Genomic DNA, 16,150 nt, shown 5'->3' with positions numbered 1-16,150 from the left:
CTGAGTAGTGGATCAGCCCGGAACAGCGGGTACTCCACCGACCACCACGATGAACGACGAGGTACGGACTTCATGAACGACCACATCCAGCCCGACGGCTCGGACGCGTCCGAGGGCGCGCTCGAGCATGACCACGGGGCGCTCGGCGACGCCGAGTTCGCGGAGTTCATGGAGCTCGCCGCGGAGGAGGGCTTCGACCCCGAGGACGTCGAGGGCGCCATCGAGGCGGCGGGCCACGGCCCGCTGCCCGTGCTCGCCGTCGTCGGCCGCCCCAATGTCGGCAAGTCGACTCTGGTGAACCGCATCATCGGACGCCGCGAAGCCGTCGTCGAGGACAAGCCCGGCGTCACCCGCGACCGCGTCACCTACGAGGCCGAGTGGGCCGGCCGCCGCTTCAAGGTCGTCGACACCGGCGGCTGGGAGCAGGACGTCCTCGGTATCGACGCCTCCGTAGCCGCCCAGGCCGAGTACGCCATCGAGGCCGCCGACGCGGTCGTCTTCGTCGTCGACGCCAAGGTCGGCGCCACCGACACCGACGAGGCCGTCGTCCGGCTGCTGCGCAAGGCCGGCAAGCCGGTCGTGCTGTGCGCCAACAAGGTGGACGGCCCGAGCGGCGAGGCCGACGCGTCCTACCTGTGGTCGCTGGGCCTGGGGGAGCCGCACCCGGTCTCCGCGCTGCACGGCCGCGGCACCGGCGACATGCTGGACCAGGTCCTCGAAGTGCTCCCCGAGGCGCCGCGTGAGACGTTCGGCGGGGGCGGCATCGGCGGTCCGCGCCGCATCGCCCTGATCGGACGCCCGAACGTCGGCAAGTCCTCGCTGCTGAACAAGGTGGCGGGCGAGGAGCGCGTCGTCGTCAACGAGCTGGCGGGCACCACCCGTGACCCGGTCGACGAGCTGATCGAACTCGGCGGCGTCACCTGGAAGTTCGTCGACACGGCGGGCATCCGCAAGCGCGTCCACCTCCAGCAGGGCGCCGACTACTACGCCTCGCTGCGCACGGCGGCCGCCGTCGAGAAGGCGGAGGTCGCGGTCATCCTGATCGACGGCTCCGAGTCCATCTCGGTGCAGGACCAGCGGATCGTCACCATGGCCGTCGAGGCGGGCCGCGCGATCGTCCTCGCCTACAACAAGTGGGACACCCTCGACGAGGAGCGCCGCTACTACCTGGAGCGGGAGATCGAGACCGAGCTCGGCCAGGTGACCTGGGCACCCCGGGTCAACGTCTCGGCGCGCACCGGGCGGCACATGGAGAAGCTGGTCCCGGCGATCGAGACGGCCCTGGCGGGCTGGGAGACCCGGGTCCCGACGGGCCGGCTGAACGCCTTCCTCGGTGAGCTCGTCGCCGCCCACCCGCACCCGGTCCGGGGCGGCAAGCAGCCCCGCATCCTGTTCGGCACGCAGGCGGGCACCAAGCCGCCGCGGTTCGTGCTGTTCGCCTCCGGCTTCATCGAGGCGGGCTACCGGCGCTTCATCGAGCGCCGCCTGCGCGAGGAGTTCGGCTTCGACGGGACGCCGATCCACATCTCCGTGCGGGTGCGCGAGAAGCGCGGCAAGAAGAAGTAACGCGAGAACACCGGAAAGGGCGGCCCCGTCGGGGCCGCCCTTTCCGGTGTCCGGTGCTCGCTCAGACGTCGCCGCGCCGCCCCGGCGGCAGCCCGGCGGGCACGTAGTGCATGCCCGTGCCGTGAGCGCCGATGGTGCCGACGCGCTGCCACTGCGGCTGCTGCCCGGCGGCATGGCGGGCGCTCTGGGCGCCCGCGCTGTAGGCGCTGTAGGAGCTGTAGGAGCTGCCGTAAGACCCGCCCCCGTACGAGCCGCCCCCGTACGAGCCCGAACCGTGCGGGGTGTTCCCGAAGGCGGTGAAGCCCAGCTTCTCCTCGCCGCTGCGATCGCCGGGCAGTGCGCGGAAGGACTTGACGTACTCGGCGTAGAGCGCGTCGTAGATCGGCGTGGCCGATGGGCCGCCCTGGGAGTCCTGAGCCGATCGCGCGGACGGAATCGGCGAGAAGGAGTGGCGGCGGGGAACTTCGTATGCGTGCACGTATGTCCAAACGACCCCGCGGGTCAAGGGATGCGGCCCGGGTACGGCTTTCGCGGGTGTACGGGCTGCGCGGGTGACGCGCGGCTCAGGTGCCGGCCAGCGGGAGCGCCGAGGCGACCAGCTTGCCGTTGGCCGCCGCCTTGTCCAGCGCGTCCCGCAGCAGGTCCTCGCGCGGCTGGCGGCCGATCGAGCCGACGGGCGCGGCGAACATCAGCACCTGCTGGTGCTTGTTGGCGGCCGCGCGCCAGGGGTCGGTCACCTGGAGCGGCTGGTGCGCCTGCCACCAGGCCACCGGCTGCCCGCCGTTGCTGCCGGGCTGGAGCACCGCGTGCAGCTGGCCCACGGCGAGCAGCACCGACCAGCCGTGCAGCACCGGCGGTACGGCGGACAGGTCGGTCAGGGGCATGAAGCCCTGCTCGATGAGCAGCGGCAGGAAGTCGTCGCCGGCCCCGGTCGTGCCGGGCCGGGCGATGGGCCCCGTCGGCTCCACCACCAGGGCCGGGTGCAGCTCCCCGCCGATCAGGACGAGCCCGCTGGTCACGCCGAGCACCGCCTGCTCGGGCACCGTCTTGTCGGGCTCCAGGTCGACGGTGTCGCCGGTGATGGACTTCACGGCGCCCCGCAGCTGCTCCTCGGTGACCTGCACGACCTGTGAGGGCAGGCAGCCGGCGTGGGCGAAGGCGAGGACGGCGGTCTCGTCCCCGATGAACAGGACGGTGCTGGTGCGCTCCTGCTCGGAGTCGCCCGGCGTGCGGCACGACGTGCAGTCGTAGCTGCCCGGGGCGGTCTCTCCGGCGAGCAGGCGGTCGGCTTCTTCGTCGCCGATCTCGGCGCGTACCTCGTCGCTGACGTCGAGCATGCGCGGCACGGGTGGCTCCCTCGGGAATGCGGTGCGTGGCAAAGCCGGGTTGCTCCCGGCCCGTGGTCCGGGTAGGTCCCGGCTCATGAAGAAGACAACGGGCGATCTGTGGCGGGAGTCACGCCCCAGGGCGAACGGAATCGAACCAACCAGCGCACAGGGTCACGCTCGGCGCGGAATCCCGCACTCACCGTCAACTCGCCGTTGTGGCAAGGGCTTTGAGGGGGTGAAGTGGGTCACAGATCGCCGGGAGGGTGGGCCGACAAATCAGGAAATCCGCGAATGAAGTGGATGTCCGGAAATAGCCGTTACCCAAGGTATTACCGAACTGGCCTGCCAGGACGGGCGACTGGTTGATGGAAGCCGCCGGCCTCCTTAGATTCCTCCGCTGTGTGCAACGAGCACCGCTCGGGTACGTCCACCGGCCGCCGGGTTCCCAGGAACCGGCGCGGCACCGCTCCGGTGGACGGGGCGAGCGCGACCCCCGCGCCCCATGGCGCGGGAGTGGCGTCACGCCTTGGGGGAAGCCCGGGTGTTCCGAGAGGGACCTACATGTCCGAATGTGCCGATATCACTCGCTCCACCGCCCGGAGGAACCAGGTTCGAACGACGGCGGTCCTCGCCGGGGCCGCACTGCTCGCGCCCCTCGGACTGCTGGCCGCGACCGGGAACGCCGCGGCGGCCGACAGCGGAGTGTGGGACCGCATCGCCCAGTGCGAGAGCGGCGGCGACTGGCACATCAACACCGGCAACGGCTACTACGGCGGACTCCAGTTCGCCCCCTCCACCTGGAACGCCTACGGCGGCACGGCCTACGCGCCCACCGCCGACCGGGCGAGCAGGTCCCAGCAGATCGCCGTCGCCACCAAGGTCCAGCGCGCCCAGGGATGGGGCGCCTGGCCGACCTGCTCGGCACGCGCCGGGGCGAGCGGCGGCGCACCCGCCGCCGACCCGGTCACCTCCCCCCAACAGGCCCCGGCGAAACCGTCGAAGGCGCCGGCGCGTTCCACGGAACACGCGGACCGCGGCTCCTCCCGCGGTGACTACACCGTCCGCCGCGGCGACACGCTGAGCGGCGTCGCCGCCCGGCACGGGACCACCTGGCAGCGCCTCTACGCCGCCAACAAGGCCGCCATCGGCAAAGATCCCGACGTGATCGTGCCCGGCCTGCGCCTCCAGTTCTGAGCCGCTGCTCCCCCTCGCCGGGACACGGGCCCCGTCCGGTCGACCGACCGGGCGGGGTCTCGGCGTCCCGGATCACGCGTCGAGCTCACCCGCCTCCCCGGCGAACACGACGGCCCCGCGGCGCAGTTCGTAGACGATCGCGGGCCGCTCCCGCAGGGCGGGCGGCAGCCGCTGCTCGGCGACCACCACGCACGCGTCGAGCGCGCCCAGCAGTGCGTACGTCCGGGCCGCGACCGCGGGCGACATGCCCTGGGCGGGCTCGTCGACGAGCACCACGCGCGCCCGGGCGAGCAGCGCCCGGGAGAGGGCGAGCATCCGCTGCTCCCCGCCGGAGAGGGTGCCGGCGCGCCGCTGCAGCAGGGGCCGCAGCTGCGGGTAGGCGTCGAGGGCCACGGCGGGGTCGCGCGCGGCGAGTTCGAGGTTCTCGCGCACGGTGAGCGAGCCGAACACGGCCCGCCGCTCCGGCACCAGGCACATGCCGCGCCGGGCCCGTTCGTAGGCGGGTACGCGGGTCACGTCGGCGCCGTCCCACAGCACCGCGCCGCCCGACAGGGGCACCGTGCCCGCCAGGGCGCGCAGGGCGGTGGTGCGGCCGGAGCCGTTGCGGCCCAGCAGCACGGTGAGGCCCGGGCCGGGGGCGGTGAGGCCGATGCCGTGCAGGGCCTCCAGGGGGCCGTAGCGCACGCGCGCGTGGCGCAGGGCGACGGTCGTCATCGGCCGGCCTCCGGTTCCAGGGTGTCCAGGACGCGTCCGGGCGGCCCGGAGGCGACGATCCGGCCCGCGGCCATCACGTGCACGACGTCGGCGAGACCGGCCACCAGATCCAGGTCGTGCTCCACGACGAGGAGAGCCGCGCCCTCGGCGGCCAGGGCTTTCAGGACCCGGGCCAGGGCGGACACCTCGGCGGTGTCCAGACCCGCGGCGGGTTCGTCGAGGAGGAGGACGCGGGGGCTGCCCGCGAGGACCCGGGCCAGTTCGACGCGGCGCAGTGTCCCGGTGGGCAGCCCGGCGGCGGGCAGAGCGCGCACGGGGCCGTCGAGGCCGAGCAGCCTGAGGGTGCGCTCCACGGCGCCCGGGTCGGTCACCCGCCCCTGCTCGGCACCCACCCGCACGTTCTCGGCCACGGTCAGCGCGGGGAAGACGGCCAGTTGCTGGAAGGTGCGTGCGACGCCGAGCCGGGTGCGGGCGTGGGCGGGCAGCGCGGTGATGTCCCGCCCGCCGAGCCGCACCGTCCCCCGCGCGGGCCGCAGCGTCCCGGCCAGGCAGTGGAACAGCGTGCTCTTCCCGGCCCCGTTGGGCCCCACGACCGCGGTGATCCGGCCGGGGGAGACGTCCAGGTCCACCCCGTCGAGGGCGGTGAAGCGGCCGTAGTGGGCGTGGAGGTGGCGGGCGGTGAGGAGGGGACCGGAGGGGGCGGGGGCGCTGGTCGGTCCCGTGGACGGCGGCGCGCCGCCGCCGGGCGCCGCCGGGCGTGTCCGAGGGCCGGAAGAGGGGCCGAGGGTCGCGTCGGCCCGGGTGGCGGAGGAGGGCCCGGACCTCTCGGGCGTCGCCCCCGGACTGGCGGCCGCGGAGGAGTCGGGTGGCTCGGGGCCCCTCTCGGGCCGTCCGGCCGACGGGTGGCCGTCGTCGCCCGCGTACCGTCCGGCCGACGGGTGGCCGTCGTCGCCCGCGTACCGTCCGGCCGACGGGTGGCCGTCGTCGCCCGGCAGGTGGGTGGCGGCGCGGCCCGACGGACCACGTCCCGAACGGCCCGCGTCGCCCCGCGGACCCGATCCGCTCACGTCGCCCCCAAGTTCGCGTCGGCCCCCCGCTCCCGCGCCCTCAGCCCCGCGTGTCACGCCCGTCGCGCCGCTCGGCACCGGTGCCCTCCGGGCCGCCTCCGGCTCCGCCGGGCGCAGCCTTCCGCGGGCCCGGGCGCCCACCGCCGTCAGGGCCGGGGCGCGGCGCGGCCGCAGGCGTTCCGCCGCGGTGCGCAGGGCCTCGTACGGGCCGCCGGGGAAACGTCCCACCAGGATCGCCAGGATGCCGATGAGGGCCGCCGCGAACCCGCCGCGGGTGCCCGCGTCCAGCCCGACCAGGAGAGCCGCCGCGGCGAGGGCGCCGAGCGTGCTGTCGGCGCCCAGCACCACCACCGCCGCGAACCACAGCAGGCCCCGCACGGGGTCGTAGGCGGCGGCGTCGAACGCACGCAGGCCCATGCCGAGCATGCCGCCGCCCAGCGCGGCCAGCGCGGCGCCCGCGACGAAGGCCAGCAGCTTCAGGGAGGGCACGCCGACGCCCGCCGCCTGCGCGCCCCGCTCGTGATCCCGCATGGCGGCCAGGGCCCGGCCCGTCCGCCCCCGGCGCAGCGTGTGCGCCGCCAGCAGCGCGACCGCGAGCAGCAGCAGCTCCAGGACGTAGTACGCCCGGTCCCCGTCGAAGCCCGCGGGGCGGCCCAGCGACAGGCCCGCGGTGGCGTACGGCTGGGCGAAGACGAAGCGGCTCACCCCCACCCCGACCGCGAACGTCGCCAGCGCCAGGGCCAGGCCCCGGCGGCCGATCGCCGGCCAGCCGGTCAGCAGGCCGAGCGGCGCCACCAGGACCACCGCCACCGCGAGGGCGGCCAGTTCCGGCAGCGCGGGCAGCCCCGGGAAGCGGCCCGCCGCGAGCAGGGCCGTGAACAGGGCGCCCAGGCCCGCGTACGCCGCCTGCCCCAGCGAGATCTGGCCGCCGCGGCCGGTGACCACCACCAGGGACAGCAGGATCACGGCCAGCGCCGGGACCTGGACCGAGGTGTGCAGGTCCCGGCCGGCGAGCCCCAGCGGCAGCAGGAACAGCACGAGCACCACGATCCAGGCACCTGGCGGGGTCGGAACGCGCGCCGTGGCCGTGCGGGGCAGCGCGTCCCGCTCCCCGACGCCCGGCAGGACCAGGGCGGCGACCAGCAGCGCGACGACGAACAGGTTCGTGCCGGCCGCCTGGAGCAGCGGCTCGGCCCAGCCCGAGGGGTGCAGCCGGGTCAGCTGGCTCTGCGCCACCCCGATCCCCAGCGCTACGACCACCGCGACGGTCAGGCTCCGCATCCGGGCGGCCACCGCGACCGCGACGACCTCCATCACGAGCAGCGAAAGACCGTACGGGTCGAGCCGCACGTACGGCGCCAGCAGCACACCCGTCAGACCGGCCGTGAACGAGCCGAACGCCCAGCCCGTGGCAGCGACCCGGTCCGCGTCGATGCCGCCCAGCTCGGCGAGCCGCCGGTCGTCGACCACGGCCCGCAGCTCCCGCCCGAACCGCGTCCGGCGGACCACCGCCGCGACCCCGGCGGCCAGCACCAGCACCACCGCCAGCTGCCCCCACGGCTCGTCCGGCACCAGCACCGGCGCGTCGGCCCGCGCCCCCTGCCCCCACAGCAGCGCCGCCCCGCCCACCAGCAGCACGAACACCCCGATGGACGCCACCAGCGTCTGCGCCGGATCGCCGCCCAGGACCGCCAGGGGCCGGAACACGAACCGTTCCAGGGCCACACCCAGCCCCGGCGCCAGCACCAGCAGCGTCGCCGACGCCCCGAGCCACAGCGGCCAGCCCCACTCGACCACGCACTGCCGCAGCGCGTACGCGCACACCATCGCGATCGCGCCGTGCGCGAAGTTCAGCACGCCCGTCGCGCGGTACGTCACGATCAGGCCGATCCCGGTCAGCGCCGCCGCACTGCCGACCGAGAGCCCGGCGAGCGTGAGGTCGTACGTCAGCGAGGACATCAGTCGGTTTCTTCGGCCGGCTCGCAGATCGGGCACGGATCCAGCTCGCCGCCCGCCACCAGCTTGGAGTCCACCGGGACCGCCTCCGCCTTGCCCGCGACCAGCGGGCAGTCCGCGCGGTGCCACAGCGTGCCGCCCGGCACCATCAGCAGGTCGCCGCTGACCGCGAGCGGCGCGAGCACGGCCCGCCCCGTCTCCTCCGGCCCGGCCGGCCCCTCCTCCACCAGCAGGCCGTACAGCTCTTCCACGCGCCGGGCGGCGATCGACTCCCGGCCGCGGGCCAGCAGCACCGCCCCGGCGATGATCAGCGCGGCGCCGGGGATCGTGCAGGAGGCCAGGTAGGGCAGCTGCCGTTCGGCGTAACGCTCGCCGGAGACTCCGTACCAGCCGACGACGCACAGCACCGCGCCGGCGGCCAGGGCCGCCCAAGCGGCCCACAGGACGGGATGCACGGTCCGCAGTCGGCTGGTCCGCATCGCTGGCTCCCACACGTCGGAATCGGCTGTGCGTGCGTCGGGCTGCCTGTTCAAGTCCGCCGATCGCTTGCACTATGCCCTGTGGAAGCCGACCCTGAAAGCACCGGGCGCACATGGCCCGGACCGACACCCGGTGGTGAGCCAGATGGTTCTCGGCAGCGGCCTCAAGCGGGGGAACGCGACGGGGGGTCCACGCACCGCGGGACGGGGCACGGCGATCGCGGCCGCCCTGGTTCTGGCCCTCGCGCCGGCCCTCGCGGCGTGCGGTGACGACAGTGGCGGCGGCAGCGAGTCGACGCCCCCCACACCCACCGCAGAACGGACCACGAGCGCGCCGGCCTCCGCGCCGGCGGACCGGGCCGCCGCGGAGGCGGAGATCAAACAGAACTGGCAGAAGTTCTTCGACCCGAAGACCTCGACCGAGGACAAGCAGGCCGTCCTGGAGAACGGCGACCGGATGGGCCCGGTCCTGCAGGCCTTCAGCGGTGACGAGCGCGGCGGGCAGGTCCAGGCGCAGGTCACCAAGATCGAGTTCACCTCGGCGACCGGGGCTAACGTGACGTACACGCTCACACTGAAGGGCGCCACGGTCCTGCCCGACGCCTCCGGGAGCGCCGTCGAGCAGAACGGCACCTGGAAGCTGTCCGCCAAGACGCTGTGCGCGCTGGTGCAGATGAGCGGCAATGCGTCACCGATCCCGGGCTGCTGAGGCCGTAGCCGCGGTGCTGCTGCTCGCCCTGAGCGCGGCCTGCGGCAGCCGGCTCCCGGAGAGCGACTTCGAACACGACGACCGCACCCCCGCGCCCCGCGACGCCGCGCCCCTGCGGGTCGGCATCATCACCAGCGCCACCAGCCCGGTCGGCGGCAGCGCCTTCACCGGCCCGCGCGACGGCGCCCGGGCCTTCTTCGACCGGCTCAACGCGCGCGGCGGCGTCGACGCGCGCCGGGTCGAGGTGCGCACCTGCGACGACGGCGGCAGTGGCGTCGGCAACAACGAATGCGTGCACAAGCTCGTCGAGGAGGACGAGGTCGTCGCCCTGGTCGCCACCACCGCACTCGACTACGCGGGCGCCTCCCGCGTCTCCCGCGCGGGCGTCCCCGACATCGGCGGCCAGCCCATCGGCACCGCCTACGACACCTACCCGCACCTCTACGGCATCTACGGCAGCCTCGCGCCCCGCGACGGCACCCCCGGCTGGAACGGCACGCTGTACGGCGGCACCGAGGTCTACCGCTACTTCAAACGCGAGCACGGCGCCCGCACCGCCGCCGTCGTCTCCTACAACCAGTCCGCCTCGGCCGCCTACGCCCGGCTCGTCGAACGCGGTCTGCGCGCCGAGGGCTACAAGGTCGTCACCGAGCAGGTCGACTTCGCCCTGCCCAACTTCCGCGCCGTCGCCGCCGACCTCAAGGACCAGGGCGCCGACCTGGTGTTCGACGCCATCGACGGGCACGGCAACGCCCGTCTCTGCCAGGCCATGGACGAGGCCGGCGCCCACGTCACCGCCAAGGTGACCAACGTGCAGAACTGGACGTCCACCGTCGCCGACGACTACCAGGACGCCCCGCGCTGCCGCAACGCCCTGTGGGCGACCGGCGCCAGCCGCAACTTCGAGGACACCGGCAACACGGCCGTACGGGAGTTCCGCGAGGCGACGAAGGACCTGAAGACGCACTCCCAGTGGCAGCTGGAGGGGTGGGCCGCCGCGCGGTGGTTCACGGACGCGGCGACGTCCTGCGCGGCCACGGGCATCACGCGCGCCTGCGTCGACACCCACATGAACCGCAGCCAGGGCTACACCGCCGGAGGACTGCTGCTCCCCGTCCGCTTCGACCGCCTGCCCGAACCTCCGAAGACCAGCCGGACCTGCCTGTCGGTGGCCCGCTGGCAGGACGGCAGAGGCTGGGTCGGGCAGGGGGACATGAACCGCACCTGCTTCACCGTCCCGCAACTGCCCTACGAGCCTTGAGGACAACAGCTGTCCGCAAGGCCTGACAGACTCGCCCCATGTTGGAGACCTCGGCCCGCCTGCTGCGTCTGCTGTCCCTGCTCCAGGCCCACCGCGAGTGGTCCGGCGCCGACCTGGCCGGCCGGCTCGGCGTCAGCGCCCGCACCCTGCGCCGGGACGTCGACCGGCTGCGCGAACTCGGCTACCCGGTCAACGCCAGCCCCGGCACCGGCGGCGGCTACCAGCTCGGCGCCGGAGCCGAACTGCCGCCGCTGCTCCTGGACGACGACGAGGCCGTCGCCGTGGCCGTCGGACTGCGCACCGCCGCCGGACAGGGCATCGACGGCATCGGCGAGACCTCGGTACGCGCCCTCGCCAAGCTGGAGCAGGTGCTGCCGAACCGGCTGCGCCGCCGCGTGGGCGCGCTGAACGCCGTCACCGTGCCGATGCTGCGCAGCACGCTGCCCTCCTCGGTCGACCCGGCCGTGCTCACCGACCTCGCCCACCTGTGCCGGGACGCCGAACGGCTGCGCTTCGAATACCGCGGCCACGACGGCACCCCCACCCGCCGCAGCGTCGAGCCGCACCGCCTGGTGTGCACCGAACGCCGCTGGTACCTGGTCGCCTGGGACCTCGACCGCGACGACTGGCGTACGTTCCGCGTGGACCGCATCACGCCCAAGCCCCCGCACGGGCCGCGCTTCGTGCCGCGCGACCCGCCGGCCGAGGACCTGGCCGCCTACGTCTCCCAGGGCGTCTCCACGCGCGCGTACGCCACCCACGCCCTCGTGCGGCTCCTGACGCCCCTGGAGGAGGCCGTCCAGCGCATCTCGCCCTCCGCCGGGGTGCTGGAGGCGGAGAGCGCGGACACCTGTCTGCTGCGCTGCGGCGCCGGCAGCCTCGATGTGATGGTCATCCACGTGATGATGCTGGGCTTCGACTTCGAGGTGCTGGAGCCGGTCGAGCTGATCGAGGCGATCAGGAGGACTCGGGACCGGCTTGATGGCGCTCTGGCTCGGGCTGCGCAGTCACCGCCGCGTACTGCGGATGGTGCAGGTCGAACGCCGGGGACTCGGAGCGGATCCGGGGCAGCGTCGTGAAGTTGTGCCGCGGCGGCGGGCACGAGGTCGCCCACTCCAGGGAACGGCCGTAGCCCCAGGGGTCGTCGACTCTGACCTTCTCGCCGTACTTGGCCGTCTTCCACACGTTGTAGAGGAACGGCAGCGTCGAGATGCCGAGCAGGAACGCACCGATCGTCGACACGGTGTTGAGCGCGGTGAACCCGTCCGCGGCGAGGTAGTCCGCGTACCGGCGGGGCATGCCCTCGGCGCCCAGCCAGTGCTGCACCAGAAACGTGGTGTGGAAGCCGACGAACAGTGCCCAGAACTGGATCTTGCCGAGCCGTTCGTCGAGCATCTTCCCGGTGAACTTCGGCCACCAGAAGTAGAACCCGGCGAAGATCGCGAAGACGACCGTGCCGAAGACGACGTAGTGGAAGTGCGCGACCACGAAGTACGAGTCCGTCACGTGGAAGTCCATCGGCGGCGACGCCAGGATCACCCCCGTCAGCCCGCCGAACAGGAACGTCACCAGGAAGCCCGTCGCCCACAGCATCGGCGTCTCGAAGGACAGCGAGCCCTTGAGCATGGTGCCGGCCCAGTTGAAGAACTTCACACCCGTCGGCACCGCGATCAGGAAGCTCATGAAGGAGAAGAACGGCAGCAGCACCGCGCCCGTGGCGAACATGTGGTGCGCCCACACGACCATCGACAGGCCCGTGATCGCCATCGTCGCGCCGACCAGCGTCAGATAGCCGAACAGCGGCTTGCGGCTGAAGACCGGGATGATCTCCGTGATGATGCCGAAGAACGGCAGCGCGATGATGTACACCTCGGGATGGCCGAAGAACCAGAACAGGTGCTGCCACAGGATCGCCCCGCCGTTGGCCGCGTCGAAGACCTGCGCGCCGAAGCGCCGGTCCGCCTCCAGCACCAGCAGTGCCGCCGCGAGCACCGGGAACGCCATCAGGATCAGGATCGACGTGAACAGGGTGTTCCACACGAAGATCGGCATCCGGAACATCGTCATGCCAGGGGCGCGCATCCCGATGATCGTGGTGATGAAGTTGACCGCGCCGAGGATCGTGCCGAAGCCCGACAGCGCGAGCCCCATGATCCACAGATCGGCCCCGAGACCCGGCGAGCGCTCCGCACTGTTGAGCGGGGCGTAGGCGAACCAGCCGAAGTCGGCGGGCCCGGAGGGCACCAGCAACGAGCCGAGCACGGTCAGCCCGCCGAACAGGAACAGCCAGTACGAGAGCATGTTCAGCCGCGGGAAGGCGACGTCGGGCGCGCCGATCTGCAACGGCATCAGCTCGTTCGCGAAACCCGCGAAGCTCGGCGTCGCGAACAGCAGCAGCATGATCGTGCCGTGCATCGTGAACGCCTGGTTGAACTGCTCGTTGTCGATGATCTGCAGGCCCGGGCGGGCGAGCTCGGCGCGCATCAGCAGCGCCATCACCCCGGCGATCAGGAAGAACAGGAACGACGTGACCAGGTAGAGATGGCCGATCTTCTTGTGGTCCGTCGTGGTCAGCCAGTCGACCACCACCCGTCCGTGCCGCGTGCGCGGTACGGACGGCGCCACGGCCTCTGTGGTCTGCGTCCCCATCGCTCGCTCGCCCCTTCGCTCATCGCGTGCCGGGCGCGCCGCAGCCCGCGCCCCACCTGCCCGCGAGCTCACGCCATGATGCTCGCGTCACCGCGCGCTCCGACAGGGGGCGTACCGGCCTCTCGGTGCCGAAGCCATGCATTTCCCGTACCGTGCCGACCCGCCGGGCCGGTGCGGCACCGGAAAGGAATGGAGCCTCACCGGCACTTCTCCCGGCACTTTCCGCCGGGCTTTTCCATGAGCTCATGTGACACGCGGGAATTACGATCGAATGCCTGCGGAAGGCGTACGGAACCGCTCGTCCGTGTGACGGAAGACGCCCGAAACTCCTGTCGTGATCTTGTGACAGAAGCGTGACCGGAGGCGGACAGTGACCGGCCGGGCCCTGGACTTCCGCGCTCGCCGGGCAGGACATAGCGTGGCGGCATGGCACCGACTTCGACACCCCCCACGGAACCCGACGACAGCCCGGACACCTACGTCGGCCTGGAGGCCGGCCGGGCCGAACGCCTCGCGCGGGAGCGCGGCTGGCCGACGGTGCGCGCGCTGCCGTCCGGGGCGATCATCACCATGGAGTACCGCGTGGGCCGGCTGAACTTCGAGGTCAAGGGCGGCCGGGTGGCGCGGGCCTGGAAGGGCTGAGACCCGGCGAGGCCCCGGTTCCGCTGCGGAACCGGGGCCTTCGCCATGCCGGACGGGGTGCGCGCGTCCCGTGGTCAGCCGCCCGTCACGGGGCGGGCGGACGGGGTCGAGCCGCGCGGGTGGCGCTCCGGGTGCGGCGGGCGACGGCTGCCGGCCGGGGTGATCGGCGTGCGCTCCGAGCGGGTGGTGTGGGGGCCGGGCGCCAGGTACACCGGGGCCCGGGGCGAACGGGCCGCGACATCCTCGCGGTCGGCCGGCACGGGCGTGACCAGCACGGGAGGCGCGCCGACCGGTTCGGCCGGGGTGCGGCGCCTGCGGGCCCGCAGACGGTCGCGCAGGTCGAAGATCGCGTCCTCGGCACGGGCGATCAGCGGCTCGAACCACGGCAGGCCGAGCAGGATCAGCAGACCCGCGGTCCAGCCGAGGAGCACATCGCTCAGCCAGTGCGTACCGAGGTAGACGGTGGCCATCCCGACGCCGAGCGAGGTCACCGCGGACACGGCGGACAGCCAGCGCTGCGCTCTCGCGCTGGACGCCAGGTAGGCCAGGATTCCCCAGGTCACCACGGCGTTCGCGGTGTGACCGCTCGGAAATATATCGCCGCCGAGCCACATCTCGTTCGAGCCGATCGTGGTCGCGTAGTGCGGTCCCAGGCGCCCCATGCCGTACTTGGCGGCGCCGACCGTGATGTTCAGCAGCAGCAGTGAGACGCCGAGCGCGAGCATCGGCCGCAGGGTGTGCTGGCGCCAGGAGCGCCAGCCCAGCCAGGCCGCGACCATCACGGCGGTCGGGCCGCGCTGGCCGAGGACCACGTAGTAGTCGACGAACCAGTGGATCTCCGACCACTGCTGGTACGGGCGGAAGAACATGACCTGCCAGTCGAGCCGGACCAGCCAGGACGTGATCACCACGGCCCACACGATCGCGCCGTAGAAGGCCAGGGTCGCCGCGAAGAGCACGATGCGGTGCCTGCTCATCTTCGGCACATCGATGTGGGCCGGTCGTTCCGGCTCACGGTCCAGCCGGGCGAACACCCGGTCCAGACGGGTGAGCTTCGGTTCGGTACGCACCCAATCGACGTTACAGCGAGTGAGCTCAGATCCCGGGCGAATCAACGGCTTTGTGATGACGATGTGATGTGGGATTCCTCTCAGGTGGAGGTTTATTTCCAGCGAATCTGTAATCGTCGGCCGCTGTGGCCTTCAATTCCTTTGATCATTCCGGATGGGGGTTTTATTGCGCTTTTGAATTCGTTCACCCGGGCATGGCGCGGAATTCCCCTCGCGCTCACAGCGGGTCAGGGGGGACCCGAGCCGTTCAGCCAGAACGCCCCGTACACCGCCGAGGCCACCGCCACGCCCCCGAGCACCGCCGCTGACCTGCGGATACGTTCTCCGGCCAAGGCCAGTGCTAGAGGCAGGAGCAGGGGGAAGGCGGGCAGCAGAAGACGCGGTTTCGAGCCGAAGTAGCTCGACGCGCACAGGGCCAGCGCGGTCACGACCCCCGTGTAGACCAGCAGCGGCAGCGGCTGGCGCTGACGTACTCCGGTCACATACAGCCAGACGACTGACGCGACCCCGATGGTCAGCCCGATACCGGCCACAGCCGCCGGGAACGACGTGAACTTGTCGGCGACGAACCGGGCGAAGGCCCGGCCGCCGTCGAAGCCGTTGCGCCATCCGGCCTGGACGTCCAGATAGCCCAGCGGACCCTTGCCGGTGTGGTGCCCGACCCAGAGCACGTAGCCGGCGGTGCCGAGCGGGGCCAGGACCATGCCGAGGATCCGCCGGAGCCGGGTCCCGGGGCCGGCCGGGGTTTCGCCGGGCGGAGTGTCCGGGCCGGCCGGGGCTTCCGGGCCGGGCGGGGTGCGCGGGGCGTCGGGGGCGTCCTGTGTGTCCCGGGCACCCGTGCCGGCCGCGCGCCTGTCCCGTGCGAAGGAGGCCAGCGCCGCCACCCACACCGCGGCCACCACGGCCAGTCCCACCGGACGGGTCAGTCCCGCGAACAGGGCCAGCATGCCCGCCGTCACCCAGCGGCCGGTCAGCACCGCGTACAGCGACCACGCCGCGAGCGCCGTGAACAGGGACTCGCTGTACGCCATCGACTGCACGATCCCGACCGGCAGAACGGCCCACAGCAGCACCGCGCACACCCCGGCCCGGCGGCCGTACACACGGTCCGCCACCGCGAAGATCCCCCAGGCCGCGGCGAGCGAGGAGACCAGGCTGACGAGGAACCCGCCGTCCGCGTACGTCAGCGGAGACACCGCCGCCACCAGCCGCTCCAGCCAGGGCAGCAGCGGGAAGAACGCCAGATTCGAGTGCACGTCCCCGTTCGCCAGCCGCACCTCGTAGCCGTAGCCGAGCTCGGCGACCCGGACGTACCAGAGCGCGTCCCAGCGGGCGGTCAGCAGCGTGTACGCGCTCTTGTCCCGCGCCGCGCTCCACAGGAACAGGGCCAGCAGGCCCAGGGCGCGGACGGCCACGTATCCGGCGAGCGCCGGGGCCGCCCGGCGCAGCGCCCCGGCGCGGGTCGGAGCCGCGCGCGTCTCAAGATCGGTCACGCGCCCGATTATCGACCCGGGC

13 protein-coding genes and 1 pseudogene are annotated in these 16,150 nt (G+C 73.0%); 6 read left to right on the top strand and 8 right to left on the bottom strand.

From position 1 onward, the window contains the following. The first annotated feature begins 72 nt into the window (after positions 1 to 72). Positions 73 to 1,566, top strand: a complete 1,494-nt coding sequence (der, locus tag HDC93_RS10860; RefSeq protein WP_185009574.1) for a ribosome biogenesis GTPase Der — start codon at positions 73 to 75, stop codon at positions 1,564 to 1,566. A 61-nt stretch (positions 1,567 to 1,627) separates the two neighbouring features. Here the strand turns inward: der and HDC93_RS10855 are convergent, their stop codons facing one another. Both HDC93_RS10855 and HDC93_RS10850 read right to left on the bottom strand, forming a co-directional pair. Further along, positions 1,628 to 2,044 (bottom strand): hypothetical protein, encoded by a 417-nt coding sequence (locus HDC93_RS10855; protein ID WP_185009572.1) that lies wholly within the window; start codon positions 2,042 to 2,044, stop codon positions 1,628 to 1,630. 85 nt (positions 2,045 to 2,129) lie between these two features. Further along, the gene (locus tag HDC93_RS10850; protein ID WP_185009570.1) at positions 2,130 to 2,912 is read right to left on the bottom strand and encodes a hypothetical protein; all 783 of its coding nucleotides are present in this window, start codon (positions 2,910 to 2,912) and stop codon (positions 2,130 to 2,132) included. A gap of 543 nt (positions 2,913 to 3,455) precedes the next feature. On the opposite strand from HDC93_RS10850, the gene HDC93_RS10845 reads away from it, so the two are divergent. Then, a complete protein-coding gene (locus HDC93_RS10845) occupies positions 3,456 to 4,088 on the top strand; it encodes a transglycosylase family protein (protein WP_185009567.1) in 633 nt (210 codons plus the stop codon). Between the two features lie 72 nt (positions 4,089 to 4,160). Here HDC93_RS10845 and HDC93_RS10840 read toward each other — a convergent pair whose 3' ends face one another. The 3 genes from HDC93_RS10840 to HDC93_RS10830 are packed head-to-tail and all read right to left on the bottom strand — an operon-like array spanning position 4,161 to position 8,304. Further along, the gene (locus tag HDC93_RS10840; protein ID WP_185009565.1) at positions 4,161 to 4,802 is read right to left on the bottom strand and encodes an ATP-binding cassette domain-containing protein; all 642 of its coding nucleotides are present in this window, start codon (positions 4,800 to 4,802) and stop codon (positions 4,161 to 4,163) included. Further along, the gene (locus HDC93_RS10835) at positions 4,799 to 7,828 is read right to left on the bottom strand and encodes an ABC transporter permease subunit (protein ID WP_185009564.1); all 3,030 of its coding nucleotides are present in this window, start codon (positions 7,826 to 7,828) and stop codon (positions 4,799 to 4,801) included. Before HDC93_RS10835 ends, HDC93_RS10840 begins: the two co-directional genes overlap by 4 nt. Next, a complete protein-coding gene (locus HDC93_RS10830; RefSeq protein ID WP_185009562.1) occupies positions 7,828 to 8,304 on the bottom strand; it encodes a hypothetical protein in 477 nt (158 codons plus the stop codon). The genes HDC93_RS10835 and HDC93_RS10830 overlap by 1 nt, the downstream gene beginning before the upstream one ends. 145 nt (positions 8,305 to 8,449) lie before the next feature. On the opposite strand from HDC93_RS10830, the gene HDC93_RS10825 reads away from it, so the two are divergent. Genes HDC93_RS10825 through HDC93_RS10815 form a run of 3 tightly spaced genes read left to right on the top strand, consistent with a single transcriptional unit; the run spans position 8,450 to position 11,353 of the window. After that, the gene (locus tag HDC93_RS10825; RefSeq protein WP_185009560.1) at positions 8,450 to 9,013 is read left to right on the top strand and encodes a hypothetical protein; all 564 of its coding nucleotides are present in this window, start codon (positions 8,450 to 8,452) and stop codon (positions 9,011 to 9,013) included. Then, the gene (locus HDC93_RS10820) at positions 8,988 to 10,274 is read left to right on the top strand and encodes an ABC transporter substrate-binding protein (RefSeq protein ID WP_185009558.1); all 1,287 of its coding nucleotides are present in this window, start codon (positions 8,988 to 8,990) and stop codon (positions 10,272 to 10,274) included. Before HDC93_RS10825 ends, HDC93_RS10820 begins: the two co-directional genes overlap by 26 nt. A 38-nt stretch (positions 10,275 to 10,312) precedes the next feature. Continuing rightward, entirely contained in the window at positions 10,313 to 11,353 is a 1,041-nt protein-coding gene (locus HDC93_RS10815; protein WP_185009556.1) for a YafY family protein, read from the top strand. 43 nt (positions 11,354 to 11,396) lie between these two features. On the opposite strand, the pseudogene ctaD reads toward HDC93_RS10815, so the two are convergent. Next, positions 11,397 to 12,923, bottom strand: a pseudogene (gene ctaD, locus HDC93_RS10810) (cytochrome c oxidase subunit I); the annotation flags it as partial. A 426-nt stretch (positions 12,924 to 13,349) separates the two neighbouring features. Between ctaD and HDC93_RS10805 the strand changes: the two are divergent. Further along, positions 13,350 to 13,565, top strand: coding sequence for a proteinase inhibitor I78 (locus tag HDC93_RS10805; RefSeq protein ID WP_185009554.1), 216 nt, complete (start codon positions 13,350 to 13,352; stop codon positions 13,563 to 13,565). 74 nt (positions 13,566 to 13,639) lie between these two features. Here the strand turns inward: HDC93_RS10805 and HDC93_RS10800 are convergent, their stop codons facing one another. Together HDC93_RS10800 and HDC93_RS10795 are read right to left on the bottom strand one after the other, a co-directional pair. Next, on the bottom strand, positions 13,640 to 14,635 hold the full coding sequence (locus HDC93_RS10800) for a phosphatase PAP2 family protein (RefSeq protein ID WP_185009552.1): 996 nt from the start codon (positions 14,633 to 14,635) through the stop codon (positions 13,640 to 13,642). Positions 14,636 to 14,862: 227 nt separating this feature from the next. After that, the gene (locus HDC93_RS10795; RefSeq protein WP_185009550.1) at positions 14,863 to 16,128 is read right to left on the bottom strand and encodes a mannosyltransferase family protein; all 1,266 of its coding nucleotides are present in this window, start codon (positions 16,126 to 16,128) and stop codon (positions 14,863 to 14,865) included. Positions 16,129 to 16,150: the final 22 nt, after the last annotated feature.

It is taken from the genome of Streptomyces sp. AK010 (genome assembly GCF_014207295.1).
In the GTDB taxonomy this organism is placed as follows: Bacteria; Actinomycetota; Actinomycetes; order Streptomycetales; family Streptomycetaceae; genus Streptomyces; species Streptomyces massasporeus.
This window is presented reverse-complemented; position numbering and strand designations above follow the sequence as displayed.